The sequence below is a fragment of the uncultured Sulfitobacter sp. genome (assembly GCF_964021855.1).
Taxonomy (GTDB): domain Bacteria; phylum Pseudomonadota; class Alphaproteobacteria; order Rhodobacterales; family Rhodobacteraceae; genus Sulfitobacter.
In genome coordinates, this window is record NZ_CAXHZD010000001.1 from 177063 (window position 1) to 193626 (window position 16564).

General features: G+C 55.1%; 18 protein-coding genes and 1 pseudogene. 11 read left to right on the forward strand and 8 right to left on the reverse strand.

Going from position 1 to position 16564, the window contains the following annotated elements:
- Positions 1-55: 55 nt before the first annotated feature.
- A complete protein-coding gene (locus tag AADJ11_RS00835) occupies positions 56-343 on the reverse strand; it encodes a YggT family protein (RefSeq protein ID WP_341232671.1) in 288 nt (95 codons plus the stop codon).
- Positions 344-419: 76 nt separating this feature from the next.
- Positions 420-740, reverse strand: coding sequence for a BLUF domain-containing protein (locus AADJ11_RS00840; protein WP_341232672.1), 321 nt, complete (start codon positions 738-740; stop codon positions 420-422).
- Positions 741-928: 188 nt separating this feature from the next.
- On the opposite strand from AADJ11_RS00840, the gene AADJ11_RS00845 reads away from it, so the two are divergent.
- The 5 genes from AADJ11_RS00845 (at position 929) to arfB (ending at position 5613) form a co-directional block, all read left to right on the forward strand.
- The gene (locus AADJ11_RS00845; RefSeq protein WP_341232673.1) at positions 929-2320 is read left to right on the forward strand and encodes an MFS transporter; all 1392 of its coding nucleotides are present in this window, start codon (positions 929-931) and stop codon (positions 2318-2320) included.
- Positions 2299-3234, forward strand: a complete 936-nt coding sequence (gene mepA / locus AADJ11_RS00850; RefSeq protein WP_341232674.1) for a penicillin-insensitive murein endopeptidase — start codon at positions 2299-2301, stop codon at positions 3232-3234. Before AADJ11_RS00845 ends, mepA begins: the two co-directional genes overlap by 22 nt.
- A 65-nt stretch (positions 3235-3299) precedes the next feature.
- On the forward strand, positions 3300-4100 hold the full coding sequence (locus AADJ11_RS00855) for an esterase-like activity of phytase family protein (protein ID WP_341232675.1): 801 nt from the start codon (positions 3300-3302) through the stop codon (positions 4098-4100).
- A gap of 90 nt (positions 4101-4190) precedes the next feature.
- Positions 4191-4811 (forward strand): queuosine precursor transporter, encoded by a 621-nt coding sequence (locus AADJ11_RS00860; protein WP_341232676.1) that lies wholly within the window; start codon positions 4191-4193, stop codon positions 4809-4811.
- Between the two features lie 379 nt (positions 4812-5190).
- Positions 5191-5613, forward strand: a complete 423-nt coding sequence (arfB, locus tag AADJ11_RS00865) for an alternative ribosome rescue aminoacyl-tRNA hydrolase ArfB (protein ID WP_341232677.1) — start codon at positions 5191-5193, stop codon at positions 5611-5613.
- A 15-nt stretch (positions 5614-5628) separates the two neighbouring features.
- On the opposite strand, the gene AADJ11_RS00870 is transcribed toward arfB, so the two are convergent.
- Positions 5629-6921: a nicotinate phosphoribosyltransferase gene (locus tag AADJ11_RS00870; protein ID WP_341232678.1), complete on the reverse strand. Its 1293-nt coding sequence runs from the start codon at positions 6919-6921 to the stop codon at positions 5629-5631.
- A 124-nt stretch (positions 6922-7045) separates the two neighbouring features.
- On the opposite strand from AADJ11_RS00870, the gene AADJ11_RS00875 reads away from it, so the two are divergent.
- Complete coding sequence (locus AADJ11_RS00875) at positions 7046-7705, forward strand: MarC family protein (RefSeq protein WP_341232679.1); 660 nt, start codon at positions 7046-7048, stop codon at positions 7703-7705.
- Here AADJ11_RS00875 and pncA read toward each other — a convergent pair.
- Positions 7686-8288 (reverse strand): bifunctional nicotinamidase/pyrazinamidase, encoded by a 603-nt coding sequence (gene pncA, locus AADJ11_RS00880; RefSeq protein WP_341232680.1) that lies wholly within the window; start codon positions 8286-8288, stop codon positions 7686-7688. The two genes, AADJ11_RS00875 and pncA, sit on opposite strands and share 20 nt — an antisense overlap.
- A 105-nt stretch (positions 8289-8393) precedes the next feature.
- Between pncA and AADJ11_RS00885 the strand changes: the two genes are divergently transcribed.
- From AADJ11_RS00885 to AADJ11_RS00895, 3 genes are all read left to right on the forward strand, one after another.
- Entirely contained in the window at positions 8394-9293 is a 900-nt protein-coding gene (locus AADJ11_RS00885; protein ID WP_341232681.1) for a rhodanese-related sulfurtransferase, read from the forward strand.
- Positions 9294-9386: 93 nt separating this feature from the next.
- A complete protein-coding gene (locus AADJ11_RS00890; protein ID WP_341232682.1) occupies positions 9387-10208 on the forward strand; it encodes a flagellar motor protein MotB in 822 nt (273 codons plus the stop codon).
- A 102-nt stretch (positions 10209-10310) separates the two neighbouring features.
- Positions 10311-11669: a flagellar hook-basal body complex protein gene (locus tag AADJ11_RS00895; RefSeq protein ID WP_341232683.1), complete on the forward strand. Its 1359-nt coding sequence runs from the start codon at positions 10311-10313 to the stop codon at positions 11667-11669.
- Here AADJ11_RS00895 and AADJ11_RS00900 read toward each other — a convergent pair.
- The 3 genes and pseudogenes from AADJ11_RS00900 to AADJ11_RS00910 all read right to left on the reverse strand — a co-directional run.
- Positions 11630-11716, reverse strand: a pseudogene (locus AADJ11_RS00900) (flagellin); the annotation flags it as partial. The gene AADJ11_RS00895 and the pseudogene AADJ11_RS00900 overlap by 40 nt on opposite strands.
- Before the next feature lie 199 nt (positions 11717-11915).
- A complete protein-coding gene (locus AADJ11_RS00905) occupies positions 11916-12272 on the reverse strand; it encodes a flagellar biosynthesis protein FlgN (RefSeq protein WP_341232684.1) in 357 nt (118 codons plus the stop codon).
- The gene (locus tag AADJ11_RS00910; RefSeq protein ID WP_341232685.1) at positions 12256-12540 is read right to left on the reverse strand and encodes a rod-binding protein; all 285 of its coding nucleotides are present in this window, start codon (positions 12538-12540) and stop codon (positions 12256-12258) included. Before AADJ11_RS00910 ends, AADJ11_RS00905 begins: the two co-directional genes overlap by 17 nt.
- Before the next feature lie 117 nt (positions 12541-12657).
- Between AADJ11_RS00910 and AADJ11_RS00915 the strand changes: the two genes are divergently transcribed.
- Together AADJ11_RS00915 and AADJ11_RS00920 are read left to right on the forward strand one after the other, a co-directional pair.
- A complete protein-coding gene (locus tag AADJ11_RS00915) occupies positions 12658-14538 on the forward strand; it encodes a flagellar hook-length control protein FliK (RefSeq protein ID WP_341232686.1) in 1881 nt (626 codons plus the stop codon).
- A 12-nt stretch (positions 14539-14550) separates the two neighbouring features.
- Positions 14551-15216 carry a flagellar hook capping FlgD N-terminal domain-containing protein gene (locus tag AADJ11_RS00920; protein ID WP_341232687.1) on the forward strand — a complete coding sequence of 222 codons (666 nt, stop codon included), beginning with the start codon at positions 14551-14553 and terminating at the stop codon, positions 15214-15216.
- Here the strand turns inward: AADJ11_RS00920 and AADJ11_RS00925 are convergent.
- On the reverse strand, positions 15213-16532 hold the full coding sequence (locus AADJ11_RS00925; RefSeq protein ID WP_341232688.1) for a UDP-glucose/GDP-mannose dehydrogenase family protein: 1320 nt from the start codon (positions 16530-16532) through the stop codon (positions 15213-15215). The two genes, AADJ11_RS00920 and AADJ11_RS00925, sit on opposite strands and share 4 nt — an antisense overlap.
- Between the last annotated feature and the right edge of the window lie 32 nt (positions 16533-16564).

Consider the following 16564-nt stretch of genomic DNA (forward strand, 5'->3'; position numbering starts at 1 on the left):
AAGGGACAATACCCATGCTTCTCTGGCTTTCCAAATATCCTCCCCGAAGGGCCGTTTAGTAAAACAATGCGGCGTTGTTTATCAAAAGGATACGCAAAATCGCGACCGAGATCAGAACGACCAACGGCGCAAGGTCAAGCCCGCCCATTGGCGGCAAAAAGCTGCGGACCCGGCTATAAACAGGCTCTAGGAGGCGGTTTAACCCCTCCCAAATCTGCGCGACCAGGGGCTGGCGCAGGTTTAATACCTGAAAGTTAATCAGCCAGCTCATAATCACGTGGGCGATGATGACAAACCACACGATATTCAAAAGCAGCATTAGGATTTGGAACAACGATGTCATGGCTCGACCTTTTTATGAACTGTAACGCAGTTAAGCAGCCCCCCGTGAAAGAGCAAGGGCAGCAACAGTTCTATCATTACATAGAGTTAATCACGACTGAAAAATCCAGCTCACTCACCAGCTCCATTGTCCAGTCCGGAAAATGACGTTCGGTGATTTGCTTTTCATCAAGAATTTTAAAGCCGCTATGGCGTTCGTCCGCGCAAATTTCTTCGATAAGGCCCCGCACTTCGGCTTCTCCGCCCTCTAGCGCCTGACAAAAATTGCGCCCGTTATAGGCCAACGCACCGGTGATCCCCAGTTGATGGTTTTTCACTTTGGCTTGTTCTGCAATCTGCTTGACTGTGTCTTTTGAAACGGACGGGCGGGCTGTGCTAAAGTATAAAATACGGATCATATGGTGCTCAAAATATTAAAGGTATGCTAACCAAAATATAGCCCCACCCCTAAAAAGAAAACCGCTTTTGCCGGGGTTTCTCTGCCCGCGCAGGTATTCAGTCACCTGCCGTTTTCCGCCGCGCAGAAAACGCGCCTTGCGTGGTGCCACCCCACTGCACTACCGTCCCCCAAAACCGGAGAGCACAAATGGCAACGATTTCATCGCGCAAGAAAATCTGGGGCTGGTATTTCTTTGATTGGGCGAGCCAGCCTTATAATACGTTGCTTTTGACCTTTATTTTCGGTCCCTATTTTGCACAGACGGCCACCGCTTCGCTGGTCGACGGCGGGATGCCCGTAGAGTTGGCCAAGGCGCAAGCGCAGGCATATTGGGGCTATGGGCTGGCCATTGCCGGTGTTTCCATTGCCATCCTTGCGCCCATTCTGGGGGCCGTGGCGGATTCAACTGGCAAGCGTATGCCGTGGATTTGGCTGTTCTCTGCCCTCTACGTTATCGGGTCTGCGGCCCTTTGGTGGACCGCGCCGCAGGATTTCTCGGTCACTTGGGCCCTCATCTTCTTTGGGATCGGCCTGATCGGGATGGAATTCGCGACAATTTTCACGAACTCCTATTTGCCTGAACTGTCCCCCGATCCAGCCGAGAGAGGGCGCGTTTCAGGATCAGGTTGGGGGTTCGGCTATGTCGGCGGCGTTGTCGCGTTGATCGTGATGATTTTCTTGTTTCAGGCCGGCGACACAGGAAAGACGATGCTGGGTCTCGACCCCGCATTTGGGCTTGATCCCGCCACCAGCGCCGACACAAGGATCGTTGGGCCGCTCACCGCGATCTGGTATGCTGTTTTCATGATCCCGTTCTTTTTATACGTCCGGGATACGCCAAAGCCGAATGCCAAGAAATACGTTGTAGGCAAGGCTTTGTCTGACTTGGGTCGCACCCTGAAAAAGCTGCCACAGCATCCGTCGCTGCTCGCCTATCTGGGATCGTCGATGTTTTACCGCGACGCGTTGAACGGTATGTACACATTTGGCGGCATTTACGCGCTTGGCGTGTTGAACTGGTCGATCATTGATATCGGTATTTTTGGCATCCTTGCAGCTGTGTCAGGGGCCATCTTTTGCTGGATCGGCGGGCGCGTTGACCGTGCCATTGGGCCGATGCCGGTCATCGTGGCCTGCTGTAGCGTTCTGATCGCGACCGCTTGTTTGATTATCTCGCTTACGCCGACCTCGGTGATGGGTTTCGTCCTTGCCGATGGGTCCGCGCTGCCCGACATTCTGTTCTATATTGCAGGTGCCTTGATCGGTGCCGCAGGCGGCGCGTTGCAGGCATCGTCCCGCAATATGCTGACCCGTCAGGGCAATCCGGAGCGTATGACCGAGGCCTTTGGTCTTTATGCGCTATCCGGCAAGGCAACCGCCTTTTTGGCTCCGGCCTTGATCGCGATTGCAAGCGATTTAACCGGAAGTCAAAGATTGGGCATTACACCTGTTGTTGGGCTCTTCATCCTTGGGCTGGTTCTGCTACTATGGGTTAAACCGAATGGAGATTTCGCAAAATGCCCTTTTCGCGCCTTTTGACCGGTATAACCCTCTTACTGGCGATGACCGCATGTAGCGGACCACCATCCAAACCGAACCCGCAAGCGTCACAAATTTTGCCCACAATCGGTTCGTCCGGCGGCGCGCTAAGCAACGTTCAGGCAAAGAAACTGTTCGGGGCGAAAAGTGGGGGATCACGGCAAAGCCCAGCTGCCTTTGGCAGCTATGCAAAGGGCTGCGTCGCAGGTGCGCAGCAATTGCCGGAAACGGGCCCGACTTGGCAGGCAATGCGATTGTCGCGAAACCGGAACTGGGCCCATCCAGAGATGATCGATTTTGTCAAAAACCTAAGCGTGAAAGCAGCACGGCAGCCCGGGTGGAACGGGATTTACGTCGGCGACATGAGCCAGCCGCGCGGTGGCCCAATGCTGTCCGGTCATGCCAGCCACCAGATGGGTCTGGACGCCGACATTTGGATGCTGCCCGCCCAATCGCTAACCCTAAGCCGCGCCGAGCGCGAGAAAATCTCTTCTATTTCCATGCGCCGGGCAAAGGGTGCTTACGTCAACAGCAGCTGGACACGTCAACATCATGAAGTGTTGAAAGCTGCAGCATCCGACCCCCGCGTCGCCCGTATTTTCGTCTTTCCCGGTGCTAAGGTGCAAATGTGTGCAGACGAAAAAGGAGACCGCAGCTGGCTGCGTAAAATTCGCCCGTGGTATGGGCATCATTATCATTTCCACGTGCGTCTAAGCTGCCCTCAAGGTGCACGTGGCTGTGTCGATCAAGCTCAGCCCCCTGCAGGCGATGGATGCGCTGACGCGCGGCAATGGCAGGCGAATATCCTGAACCCGCCACCGCCAAATCCGAACCCGCCAAAACGCAAACCGAAACGCGCGCTGATCTTGGCGGATCTGCCTGCGCAATGCCAATCGGTACTGGAAGCGAACTGAACCTCATCAGCTTCATACTTACGCTATTTTTAACTTCGGTCGCTTCGGCGGCCGTGGATAAACCTGTGTTGCATCTGGAAACTGAGTTCACGTGGCACAACAGCGCGTCTTGGTTCGGCGGTCTGTCGGGGATCGAGCTTTCGGCTGATGGCAAGCATATGACCGTCATAACGGATCGAGGCCGCGTTCTGCAGGCCACCTTACAGCGGGACGGACGTGTTGTCACCGCCGCCAAGATCACCCATTCCGTCGCCATGCGGGATGCTGCGGGAAAGATATTGCGCAAACCTTTCATCGATGCAGAAGGCTTGGCCATCGCACCCGATGGCCAACACTATGTCAGCTTTGAAGGGCAGCACCGGATCGTAACCGTAGACCTGCAAAATGGCGTCACCACGCCCTTCATCAACTTTTCCCCGTCAGATTTTCTGGGTGAAAACAGCGGTTTCGAAGCGCTTTCCATCGGTCCTGATGGTACGTTATTCGCGATCCCCGAACAGGCGAAAGGCGATTACTTCCCCCTGCTTGCCTTCAAAGACGGGCAACAAACCATTGCAGCGCAAATACCCCGAAACGGCCCCTTTCTGCCCGTTGGCGCGGATTTTGACGACAGTGGTCGGCTGTATTTGCTAGAGCGTACGGTGACCCCGCTGGGGTTTAGAACGCGGATCAGGCGGATCGATCTTGATGCAGCTACGCCCCACAGCGTTACCCTCATCCAGACCCTGCCGGCGCGGTTTGACAACCTCGAAGCTATCTCTGTGTGGGAGGATGCATCGGGCCGAACCCGGCTAACGCTTGTGTCTGACGACAATTTTATGCCGTTCCAAAACACCCAGATCATCGAATTTTCGGTAATCGATTAGCTTGCAAGACGCAGATCAACCGCTTAAGGCCAATTTGTCTGCGATTCCCGCAGGCCAAGTCGCCGCACCCTTGCAAAAAACGGTTAACACATGACACGCACATATCTTCCCGGCATTATTGCCATGGCCGCCATTGTTGTGGCCTCGAATATTCTCGTTCAATTCCTCTATGGGCAATGGCTCACTTGGGGCGCATTCACCTATCCTTTCGCTTTTCTGGTGACAGACATCATGAACCGCGTTTACGGCCAAACCGCCGCACGGCGCGTGGTTTTGGTGGGTTTTGTCGTTGGTTTGGTCTGCTCTTTGATCGGCACACAGATCATGGGCGAATTTGGTCCGCTGGTGACAATTCGCATCGCCATCGGGTCAGGCGCTGCCTTTTTGGTGGCTCAACTTCTTGATGTTGCGATCTTTTCGGCCCTTCGGGACGGCAAATGGTGGCGCGCGCCGCTTGCCAGCACATTGATCGGCAGCACTGTTGATACGGTATTGTTCTTCTCAATCGCGTTCTCTGGCGCGCTGTCGTTTATCAGCCCCCTGACAGACGTATCTTGGGCGACCGAAGCGCTGCCATTGCTTGGCAGCGGGCCTGTTGCACCGCTTTGGGTATCGCTTGCCGTAGCTGATTGGGCTGTAAAGCTTAGCCTTGCCTTGATCGCGCTGATCCCTTTCCGCATGATTACTGCGCGGCTACTGCCCGCACGTTAAGCAACGTTAAAATCTCCCCTGCGGGCGCAAAGCTATTGCCACGATTGGCAGCAGCTTCGCGCCCGCAGTCATTTGTGACGGCAAAAAAACGTTTTGCCTTTTGCTGATCCTGTGCAAAGCTTTGGGTGAGTTCAACAAATGTAAAGGAGGTGATCCAGTGTCAAGAACGGTATTGGAGAGAGGTGTCGGAACAGCTTGGGAGGACAACCGCTAGGGCAGCCCTTAGTGGTCAGAACCTTGGGTGGATCGCTGATCTAACCGATCCCACCTCCGTAAACCATTCGATTGGGCCGCTCTTTTCAGGGCGGCCCTTTTCGCATTTTCGGGGGTCTTTTACTTGGGCAGTTGCGATGCGATACTGCACTTAAGGAGACCACCCGTGCTGCACATCACCGACGACATTGCCATTCAAGACTGGGAGCTGACCGAAAGCTTTATGCGGGCGTCCGGCCCCGGTGGGCAAAACGTCAACAAGGTCTCAAGCGCGGTTGAATTGCGGTTCGAAGCCGCGACTTCTCCATCACTAACCACCCCCGTGAAAAACCGTCTGCGCAGGCTGGCAGGGCGCCGGTGGACCAACGAAGGGGCGTTGGTGATCCAATGCGACGAAACGCGCAGCCAAGCCCGCAACCGCGAAATCGCGCGTGACCGGTTGAAAGAACTGATCAAATCAGCGCTGACCCCACCCAAACGCCGCATCCCGACGCGACCAACGCTCGGGTCTAAAAAGCGACGCCTGAAGGAAAAGAAAGTCCGCGGAGAGGTAAAGGCCCTGCGTGGCAAGGTTGATCCGGCCAAGTGAGGCAAAGATCATCACCTAGACGATGACCTTTTGCGTGTCCTGTTCCCCAACCTGAAAAACCCGTTTGTAGCGGTCGATCTCGCTTTGCGGGCCCATCGCTTTATTGGGGTTGTCTGACAGTTTGACCGTCGGTTTGCCGTTGGCCGAAACCGCTTTGCAAACGAGGCTAAAGGGGGCCAGCGCATCGTCAGGCACCAGATTGCGGAAATCATTGGTTAGCAAGGTGCCCCAACCGAACGAAACCGTCGCCTTATCCGCAAATTGGGTGTGCAGCTCTTTGATTTTGGCCACGTCCAGACCGTCGCTGAATATGATCCGTTTGCGGCTTGGGTCCTCGCCCCGCGATTTCCACCAATCAATGGCGATTTGCGCAGCCGTGGCCGGATCGCCGCTGTCAACACGGATGCCCGTCCAACCCGCCAACCAATCAGGCGCGTTGTCCAAGAACCCCTTGGTCCCGTAGGTGTCCGGCAGGATAATCCGCAGATTGCCTTCGTGTTCTTCGTGCCAGTCTTGCAAAACATCATAGGGGGCCTGCGCGAGGGCGGCATCATCCTTGGCCAAGGCGGCATAAACCATCGGCAGCTCATGGGCGTTGGTGCCGATCGCCTCGACTTCGCGCGACATCGCGATTTTGCAGTTTGACGTCCCGGTAAAGGCATTTCCCAGCCCTTCTTGCATGGCTTGAACACACCAGTCCTGCCACAAGAAAGAATGACGGCGACGTGTGCCGAAATCCGCGATGGACAGGCCCGGAATTTTGCGAAGCTCTTCGATCTTTTCCCAAACGCGGGTCATGCCGCGCGCGTAAAGAATCTGCAGTTCGAATTTGCCCATTTTGCCCAGAACAGCCCGGCCGCGCAGTTCCATCAGAACCGCAAGGGCAGGGATTTCCCACAGCATCACCTCGGGCCATGTTCCCTCGAACGTCAGCTCGTATTGGTCGCCTTTGCGTTCCAGATGATAGGGCGGCAGGCGCAGCCCCTCGAACCACTCCATGAAATCGGGCCTGAACATCTGGCGTTTGCCGTAAAACGTGTTGCCCCGCAGCCAAGTGCTCTCGCCGCGGCTAAGCGATAAAGATCGGATATGATCCAACTGCTCGCGCAGTTCGCCTTCGTCGATCAGATCGGCAAGGGGAATATGCTTTGACCGGTTGATCAGGCTGAAGGTCACCTGGGTTTCAGGCTTGTTGCGAAACACCGATTGGCACATCAGCAATTTATAGAAATCCGTATCGATCAGCGACCGAACGATCGGGTCGATCTTCCACTTGTGATTCCAGACGCGGCTGGCGATATCGACCATGATCTTAGGCTCCGTTAGGCGGTGTGTTTGTGACGCATCCCGTTTAAGGGGGCAAGGGAATAGCCGCTGACATAGGCATAAACCTATGATATCGCAGAAAGCATCCCCCAAATAGGTCCGCGTTATGTTGGAATGGCCCAATCTTCTAAGAGAACTGATCACCTTGTTCGTTGTGATCGATCCAATCGGCAGTTTGCCGGTTTTTCTATACGCGACGGCTAATGTGCCCAAGAAACTGCACCGCAGTTTTGCGCTGCGTGCTGTGTTGGTGGCCGGGGCCGTGTTGCTGGCCTTCCTCATCGGGGGGCAGTTCTTGTTGGAATCTCTGGGCTTGCGGCTTGGGTCGTTTCAGGTGGCGGGTGGCATCGTGCTGTTTCTATTCGCGCTGAGCATGATCTTTGGCGAACCCAAACCATCACAAGAGATCGAAGCCGCCGAGCGCGATCATCTGGCGGGTGCGGTGTTCCCACTGGCAATGCCATCTATCGCGTCACCGGGTGCAATGCTGGCCATCGTCATTTTGACGGATAATCACAGCAACCCCGTGTCAGATCAGATCGTCACCGCGGCCCTGTTGGTGCTGATACTGGCAGTAACCTTGGTCCTGTTGCTGATGGCTGGAAAAATGGGGCGCTTGATGGGAACGACAGGTGCCAGCGTGATCAGCCGCGTTATGGGCATCATTCTCGCAACCGTTGCGGTCGACGCCACCTTGGGCGGCCTCGACGCGCTTGGCATTTTGAACCTATCGCCGGTTCAGCAACCTACGCTTGGGTCAGGGTAACACTGGCTGCCACCATCCCCTCAAGGGCGGCGGCAAGCGACCCGTCCAGATCAATGGCACGGCAAAGATCTTGCCTGACCTCGACATTGTAGCCCAATTTCGCAGCATCTACTGCTGAGAAGTTAACGCAGAAGTCCAAGGCCAAGCCGACCATAACCAAATCCGTAATGCCACGGCTGCGCAGATAGCCGTCAAGCCCGGTTGGCGTGATGTGGTCGTTTTCAAAAAACGCGGAATAGCTGTCGATATCAGAGTTGTACCCTTTTCGGATTATCAGATCGGCGGCTGTATCATTCAAATCAGCGTGAAATTGGCCACCCTTGGTGCCCTGAACGCAATGTTCCGGCCACAGAACCTGCGGGCCATAGGGCATCTCGATCACCTCATACGGCCCCTTATCCGCATGCGAAGAGGCAAAAGAAGAATGCCCCGCCGGATGCCAGTCTTGGGTTAGAATGACGGCGTCCACATCCGCCATAAGATCATTGATCTGTTCGATAATTTCATCCCCTTGGGGAACTTCCAGCGCCCCGCCGGGGCAAAAGTCGTTTTGGACGTCGATCACGATCAATGCTTTGGTCATCTTGTTTTCTCCTTATCACGACTCGCGATACCATATCTTCACGGTCAGGTCAGGGCGGAAAGCACCCTCTTGCCTGACGCGCGCAGGGGGCGTATCTGAGCGCCCATGTATATCATTGCCGCTCTTTATCACTTTACCCGTTTCAGCGATCCTGATGGCCTGCGCGCGCCGCTTAAGGCGCTGTGCGATGCGCAGGACGTTAAAGGCACGTTGCTGGTCGCTGGCGAAGGGATCAACGGCACCATCGCAGGCCCGCGTACCGGTATTGATGCGGTGCTTGCCCGTATCAAATCCTTGCCGGGCTGCGATGGGTTGGAGTGGAAGGAAAGCACCGCGAAAACCCCGCCTTTCGGCAAAATGAAGGTCCGCCTGAAGCGTGAAATCGTCACGATGGGGCAGCCTGATGTCGATCCTACCGACCGCGTCGGCCACTATGTCGAAGCCGCCGATTGGAACGATCTGATCGGCCGCGATGATGTCGCCGTGATCGATACCCGCAATGACTACGAGGTTTCGATCGGCACGTTCGATGGTGCCATTGACCCGCAAACTAAAAGCTTTGGTGAGTTCCCCGCATGGTGGCAGGAGAACAAGCACCGTTTTCACAACAAAAAGATCGCGATGTTCTGCACGGGTGGGATTCGCTGTGAAAAATCAACGAATTACCTTGTCGGTCAGGGTGTCGAAGATGTGTTTCACCTCAAGGGTGGCATTTTGAAATATCTCGAAAATGTCCCTCAGGAAGACAGCAGCTGGCAGGGCGAATGTTTCGTTTTTGACAACCGGGTCAGCGTTGGCCACGGGCTGAAAGAAGGCCCCCATATGCTGTGCCACGGCTGCCGCCGGCCGATCCTGCCGCAGGATACCGCCCGCGACGGCTACGAGGCCGGCGTAAGCTGCCATCAATGCGTTAATGAGACATCTGACGCCGACAAAGCCCGCTTTCGCGAACGCCAGCACCAGATCATGCTGGCCCGTAGCCGGGGTGAGGACCACCTGAGCTAATAGCCTGGTTAGAATACTGACAATTAAAGATGTTAAGCTGGCTGTAACTCCTCCTCGTTACACCTTCCCTTGGGTGAAAAAAGGGTAGTGAGAATGGCGGCGCAGGCAAATGCGGCACCAGTTATCATTAAACGTAAAAAAGTGATCAAAGGCGGCGGGCACCATGGTGGTGCTTGGAAAGTCGCTTACGCGGACTTTGTGACCGCGATGATGGCATTTTTTATGTTGATGTGGCTGCTGAACGCGACAACAGAACAACAACGTCAGGGGCTGGCTGATTACTTCTCCCCTTCGATCCCGATTATGCGGGTTTCGGGCGGTGGTGACGGTGCGCTGTCGGGCGACAGTATTTTTACAGAAATGACATTGCCCAATAGCGGGACAGGTGCATCAGCGCCCGATCAGTCAGGTCAAGGCCAAGACGCCAGCAGTGGCCCCGACGTCGAGGGCGAGAATGAACGCTTCAAAGCGGTGGATGAACTGCTCAGGGGGCGTGGCGGCGAATCCATGGTCATGGATGAATTGAAACGCCACGTGATCACTAAGGTCACCGACGAGGGAATGGTTATCGAACTATTCGATGTCGAAGGTACACCGCTGTTCAAAGAGGGTACTGATAAGGCATCGCCACTTCTTGAACAGCTGCTGTATGTGATTGCTGATGCAACCAAAGTTGTCGTGAATGACATTTCGGTGGCTGGGTACGTCCGTTCCAATCCAATTGTAGCTATTGAGAACCCTGTTTGGGATCTATCAGCGCAGCGCGCAACCGTGACCCGGCTGCTGCTTGAAAAATATCTGGATGACCCGAAAAGAATACAGAAAGTAACAGGTTACGCAGATCGGAAGCCTGAAACAGAAAACAAGATGGATGTCCGTAACAATCGGCTTCAGGTGATTTTGCTAAGGCAATGACGGCCCAGAACTATGGCGTATTTTATCTGTTAGTCAGGCGTTAAGTCACAAGCGCCTATGTGTTGGAACCAACGTCGATTGGAACAACAGAAAGGCTAGCGCATGACAATTTCATCTTCGCTCAACGCAGGGGTTGCAGGACTACAGGCCAACGCAACGCGTTTGGCCGCTGTTTCGGACAACATCGCGAACTCCTCCACCTATGGCTACAAACGCGTCGTCACTGATTTTAACTCATTGGTACTCAGCGACGGGATCAGCGGCTATACTGCGGGGGGGGTCCGCGCCTCTTCCAACCGGTTGGTCAGCGAAAGCGGGGCTGTCATCAGCACCTCGAACTCGACCGACCTTGCGGTGCGCGGTCGCGGCTTTTTGCCGGTCACCACAAAAAACGCATTTGAGGCGGACCCAAACGGCGATAGCAGCAGCGAAATGATGCTTGCCACGACCGGCTCCTTTCGGCTGGATTCAGATGGGCTGCTGACGACAGAAACCGGGTTGCTCTTGCTCGGATGGCCCGCGAACCAGGATGGCACTGTCGCGAACTATCCTCGGGATACGAATGACGGGCTAAGCCCGGTTCAGTTCGCCCTCAGCCTCAGCGGTGATCCCACCACCAAAGTTAATATGAGCCTGAACCTGCCGGCCACCTCGACAGAGGCGAGCGGGTCTGGTGAATCACAAGTGCTGTCGATCGAATATTTTGACAACCTTGGCACGTCGAAAAGTATCTCGATGGAGTTTACGCCGACCGTTCCAGCCACGGGCGCATCCAACGAATGGACGGCTGTCTTGACAGATTCGGCCCAAGGCGGCGCGGTGGTCGGCGAATACGTAATCACATTTGACGACAGCCGCACAGCGGGCGGCACAATCGGCTCTGTCACGACAGTGTCCGGTGGCGGTTATGACCCTGTTACGGGCGCGATGGTGATCAACGCCGCCAGCGGCCCGATCGAGTTCAATATCGGCGCGATCAACAGCGGAACGGGCCTTTCGCAACTGTCCGACAGTTTTGCCCCGATTGCGCTTACCAAAGACGGGTCGCCCGTCGGTAACATGGCATCTGTCGAGGTCGACGCGAATGGTTTTGTAAACGTGCTTTATGACAATGGATTGCGCAAAACGATCTATCAAATTCCATTGGTTGACCTGCCAAACGCCGAAGGGCTCGTTTCTCTCGACGCGCAAACCTACATGATTTCACCTGAAAGCGGTGCCTACTTCCTTTGGGACGCAGGTGACGGACCTACGGGCGATATCAAAAGCTATGCCCGCGAGGAATCCACAACCGATGTGGCGACCGAGCTGACCACAATGATCCGCACACAGCGCGCTTATTCATCGAACGCCAAAGTCATCCAGACAGTTGAGTTGTCTTTCGCTGTGTTGATGTCTTTACCTGTCGAAATAGCGCTTTGTGTCGCAGACAGGTCCTTGTTGATGGAACGAAGAGTTTGAAGCGCAACCATTGCGCCGTTGTTTGTGTTAATGCTCGACATGAACATGTTCCTTTAGTCAATGACGCTTTGCGTCCGTTTGCGGCCCTCCCCCCTGGGGCTGGACCAAAATGCCATTCTGACCTGTGCACACATTCAACTACAAAATGGTGCGCCATCCGACCTCGGATGCACGGCCACCATGTTCTTGTTTCGCTTAACAGCTCCCTAATATAGCCCGCCCCAATGACCGGCATTTGATTCAAAATCAGGCGCGACGCTCGACCGAGGATTTGGGCGCGACCTCTACAACACATTTGTCGCCATTTTTATCGTAGGTCTCGAGGGATGCCTGTACCCGCCGAAAGGCCGCCATCCGGCGCGTAACCTTGCGAATACCATCAAGCGCGTTATTCAAAAGCGCTTGGTTCCGTTTCACCTTTACATCCAACAGCTTAAGCGGCGCATCATCATCCACCTTTGCGCTGTTCAGGGCCTCAATCAACGCCTCTTTCTGGTCCGCCATGTTCGTGAGCAGCTCTAGCTTTCCCTTGATCAACGCAGACCGCTCGGCCTCTAAAACATCGTCAAGTGACTCAATTAATGTATCAATTTGTTTGGTCATCGGTTCTGTCTTTCAATGCTTGAAATAGGGTTTCCGTAAGGCCGATGCCGCCGGCCTTAACAATTTGCATCGCCTGCTGTTGCAGCAGAAATGACCCAAACTGCTCTTCTCCTGCACCCCCTCCAAAACTGTCTCGGGCTTCTCCGAGCCCTGCTGATTTTAGCATTTCAGCCAAAAACGTGGCTTCGAGTTCTTGCGCAGTTTCATAAAGACGCTTCTGCTGGCCACCCACGTGGCCCGAGCCTCCCCGTATCGCCGGGATATCCATGTCATTATTCCTTAAATTGCACGTACTTTGCTGATCATGCTCAGAAAGCGGTAAACAACCGGTAACTATCTCTCGTCATAGTCATCACGAACCGAAATACCCTTTTGGAGTAGATAGATGCAGTTGTCAGATACGCTCGGTCCAGTGATCGGAAATGGCGCAAAAGCAAATCACCGATCGACCGAATTGGGCAGCGACTCTCAGAATCAGTCGCAGGCGACAGGCACAAACAACACGACATTTTCGGCGATATTCTCGGGGCTATCTCAAACCGGCGAACCGCGCGAAAGTGACGATATCTCGGGCAGGCATCCAAGCGCAGCCGACAACGAAGCCGATGAAACGCATCCTCAAGCGGTTGCCGAATCCGATATCGATGCAGACCCTGACCAGCTGGAAAAGCCGGCTCGGGGCGCGCTTGAAAACGAAGAAATCACGATGGCTGAGGAGGCCCCTATCGAAGTGGCTCCTCAGCGCTTGAAGAAAGAGCAGGTCGGCGGAAAAGGCATAGCCGGGGACCGTTCGTTTCAAAGCCTTGCAGAGGTATCACTTTGGCCTAAAACTGGCCAAACTCAGAGGAATGTTGCCGCTGGGGCCAGCTCCAGCCACCGCTTGAGCGGAACAACTGCTGCGCAAATGCGCCCCGTGGTTTCCGCAACATCCACAACCGAAACCAGACCGCTACCCGCGCCGGAAATGACTGCTGTGCGGACGGGTTCGCCCATTGCGGCTTTGCGCCCGCAAGGGTCGCAAGAGCCGTCACAGGCTGACGGTCCTCAAACGGCTCCGGCACTCACATCAAAACGCCCTGAAAGCGTCCCAGCAATCAAACCAGCGGGCAGTAGTGAAGTGCTTCATCCCTCAGTTGCAGCACACACTCATAGCTCTGGATCCCCGCACCGGCCCTTAGGGGGACAACCTGCAGTGCCCACTGGGGGGCATCCCTTGAACCTCGCCAACGCCGGATCTGCCAAAGAAGTAGAGCTTTTCAGTAGCGACGCCTTAAGGCAGGAGTCAAAAACCTCTGGTGCCGCCGAGGGCCAAAAACTGGGGGCCTCACTGGACCCGTCTGGTGCAAGGAAACCGTCATCCACGGATTCTGTCCCCCCTCCTAGGGCCACGCTCACTCCGCCGAAAGAGCCGCCAAGCACAGCTAATCCGTCGCAGAATCGCAACCAAACGGCAGTTCAGCCTGAGCTTTCTCAATCTTCGCAGACCGGGCTTGCCGCAACACCGGCCGGTGCGGTCTATGGTTCACCGGCAGCACCACTCGGTACGTTAGTGCCGAACCAGTCAGCAGAGATGCCGAAACCAAGAACCGAACGCGAAGCACGAGATAACACACAAGCTACGAATGGCGCGGGTGCTGAAAACATCACTACGGATAAACCTCGAAACACATTGGCTGCGCTAACGCGTGCCGCGAATACGCAAAAATTAGCTGCGCAGCCGCCCCAACCAAGTGGTGCAGCAGATGATTTTCGCCTTGCCTTGGGCGTATCCGGTGAAGAACCAGAAGGTGAATTGATACAAACCCAACTGACCGAGCAGTCCCGCAGCGTATCTCAGGTACCGACGCAATTTTCGGCAAAGGCGGGCATCCCGCAACATATCCCCCGGCAATTGGCAGAGATCATCCACACAAGTGGCGGCAAATCTGTCGATGTCGCGCTCAGCCCAGAAGAGCTTGGCCGCGTCCGGCTGTCGATCAGCCAAGCCGAAGGGGGGCTGGTTGTGAGTGTTCAGGCCGAACGCCCCGAAACCCTCGATATGTTGCGGCGGAACATTGATCAGCTTGACCAAGAATTAAGGCTGCTCGGATATACGGACCCAGGTTTTTCTTTCAGTCATGAGGGCGGCGATACGGGCCAGCAGCCCGATACCCTAAGCCGCGAAAACGCGATTGCAGAGGATCAACCTGCCGTACCCGTCGCGGGCGCGGTGCCTGAAAGCCAGCCCACGTCGCTCGGCAACGCCGGTCTTGATATCCGTTTATAGGAAGAAATTTACATGACAGTCACCGAACCGAATTTTACCGCTGCGACAACACAGCCCCCCGCAACTGCCGTAAAACCCAAAAGCGTCATTTCATCTGATTTTGAAACATTTCTACAAATGCTGACCACGCAGGCGCGCTATCAAGATCCGCTAGAACCTATTGATAGCTCCGAATACTCTGCGCAGCTGGCGCAGTTTTCGATGGTTGAACAGCAAGTACTCTCCAATGACCTGCTTACCGCCTTGTCAGCGCAGCTTAGCGGCGGAGGCATCAGCCAAATCGCAAGTTGGGTCGGGATGGAGGCACGCACAACTGCGCCCGCCGATTTCAACGGCACCCCCATCACCGTGCTGCCTACCCCGGCAGCGGGGGCAGATCGTGCTGAACTGGTAACCTTCAACGCGCAAGGCGCAGAGGTGCAACGGGGCCTTATTCCCGTATCTGACGAGCCTGTACAATGGGCCGGCGTTTCGTCAACCGGCGCGGCCTTTCCAAGCGGGAATTACAGTTTCAAGGTAGAAAGCTTTAAGGCCGGGGAATTGATCAATGAGACAGAAGCCGCAACATATTCACGCATCACCGAAGCGAGGATCGAAGAAGGTGCCACACATCTGATCCTTGCGGGCGGGAGCAAGATTTCAACGACCGATGTCACCGCATTGCGAGAGGCCGATTAAATACCAAAACCTTGGCGACCGATGGAAACATAGGCACTAAACCCTGCATTTTCGGCATCTTTCGGGGTATAGATATTGCGTAAATCTGCCATGACGGGCGTCGACATGCGGTCTGCCATCCGCTTTAAATCCAGCGCCCTGAATTCGTTCCACTCGGTCAAAATCACCAGTGCATCTGCGTCTTGAGCAGCAAGATACGCATCGTCGATCCAGGAAACACCCGGCAATAGGGCCTCGCCCTCGTGCTTGCCTTGGGGGTCCACCACACGCACCTTTGCCCCGTTTCCGACAAGCGCGGGCACGATTGTAAGGCTGGGCGCATCACGCATATCGTCCGTATTGGGTTTAAAGGTAACGCCAAGAACGGCGATTGTTTTGCCATTCACCGATCCACCGCAGATATCGACCACCTTATCGACCATCCTGCGCTTCACCTCGTCGTTCACCTTGATAACCGTTTCAGTCAACTGCATCGGGACAGAGTGATCTTGGCCCATACGTGCAAGTGCCTGCGTATCTTTGGGAAAACAGCTGCCGCCATAACCGGGACCCGCATGCAAAAACTTTGAGCCGATCCGGTTATCAAGGCCCATCCCCTTGGACACCATTTTAACATCTGCGCCGGTACGCTCGCAAAGCGACGCGATCTCGTTGATGAATGTGATCTTCATCGCAAGAAATGCGTTGGCGGCATATTTGATGACTTCGGCGCTTTCCAAATCGGTAAACATGATTGGAAATTCACGCAGCGATAAGGGACGGTAAATCGAGCCCATCACTTCAGCGGCGCGCGCGTCTTCAACGCCAACAACAACGCGGTCCGGGCGCATGAAATCATCGATCGCGGCCCCTTCGCGCAGAAACTCCGGGTTTGACGCAATATCAAATTCGGCTTTGGGGTTCGCCTTGGAAATGACCTCTTGTACCTGCCGGTTCGTGCCGACGGGGACGGTCGATTTCGTTACAATCACCGCATAACCGGTCAAGGCATCCGCAATCTCGGTCGCGGCGGCCATGACATAGGTCAGATCAGCATGCCCGTCGCCACGACGGGTCGGCGTGCCAACCGCGATGAAAATGGCATCAGCCCCGTCCACCGCAGCTTGCAAATCTACGGAAAATGACAGACGGCCAGCGTTAACATTTTTCGCCATCAGATCATCAAGACCGGGCTCGTAAATCGGCACGATCCCTTTCTCAAGCTGGGCAATCTTGTTCGGGTCTTTGTCGACGCAAACAACGTCATGACCGAAATCAGAAAAACAGACACCGGAAACCAAACCGACGTAACCTGTGCCAATCATCGCAATCTTCATCGGTCCAGCCCCTCAAATTCTATTGATATCAG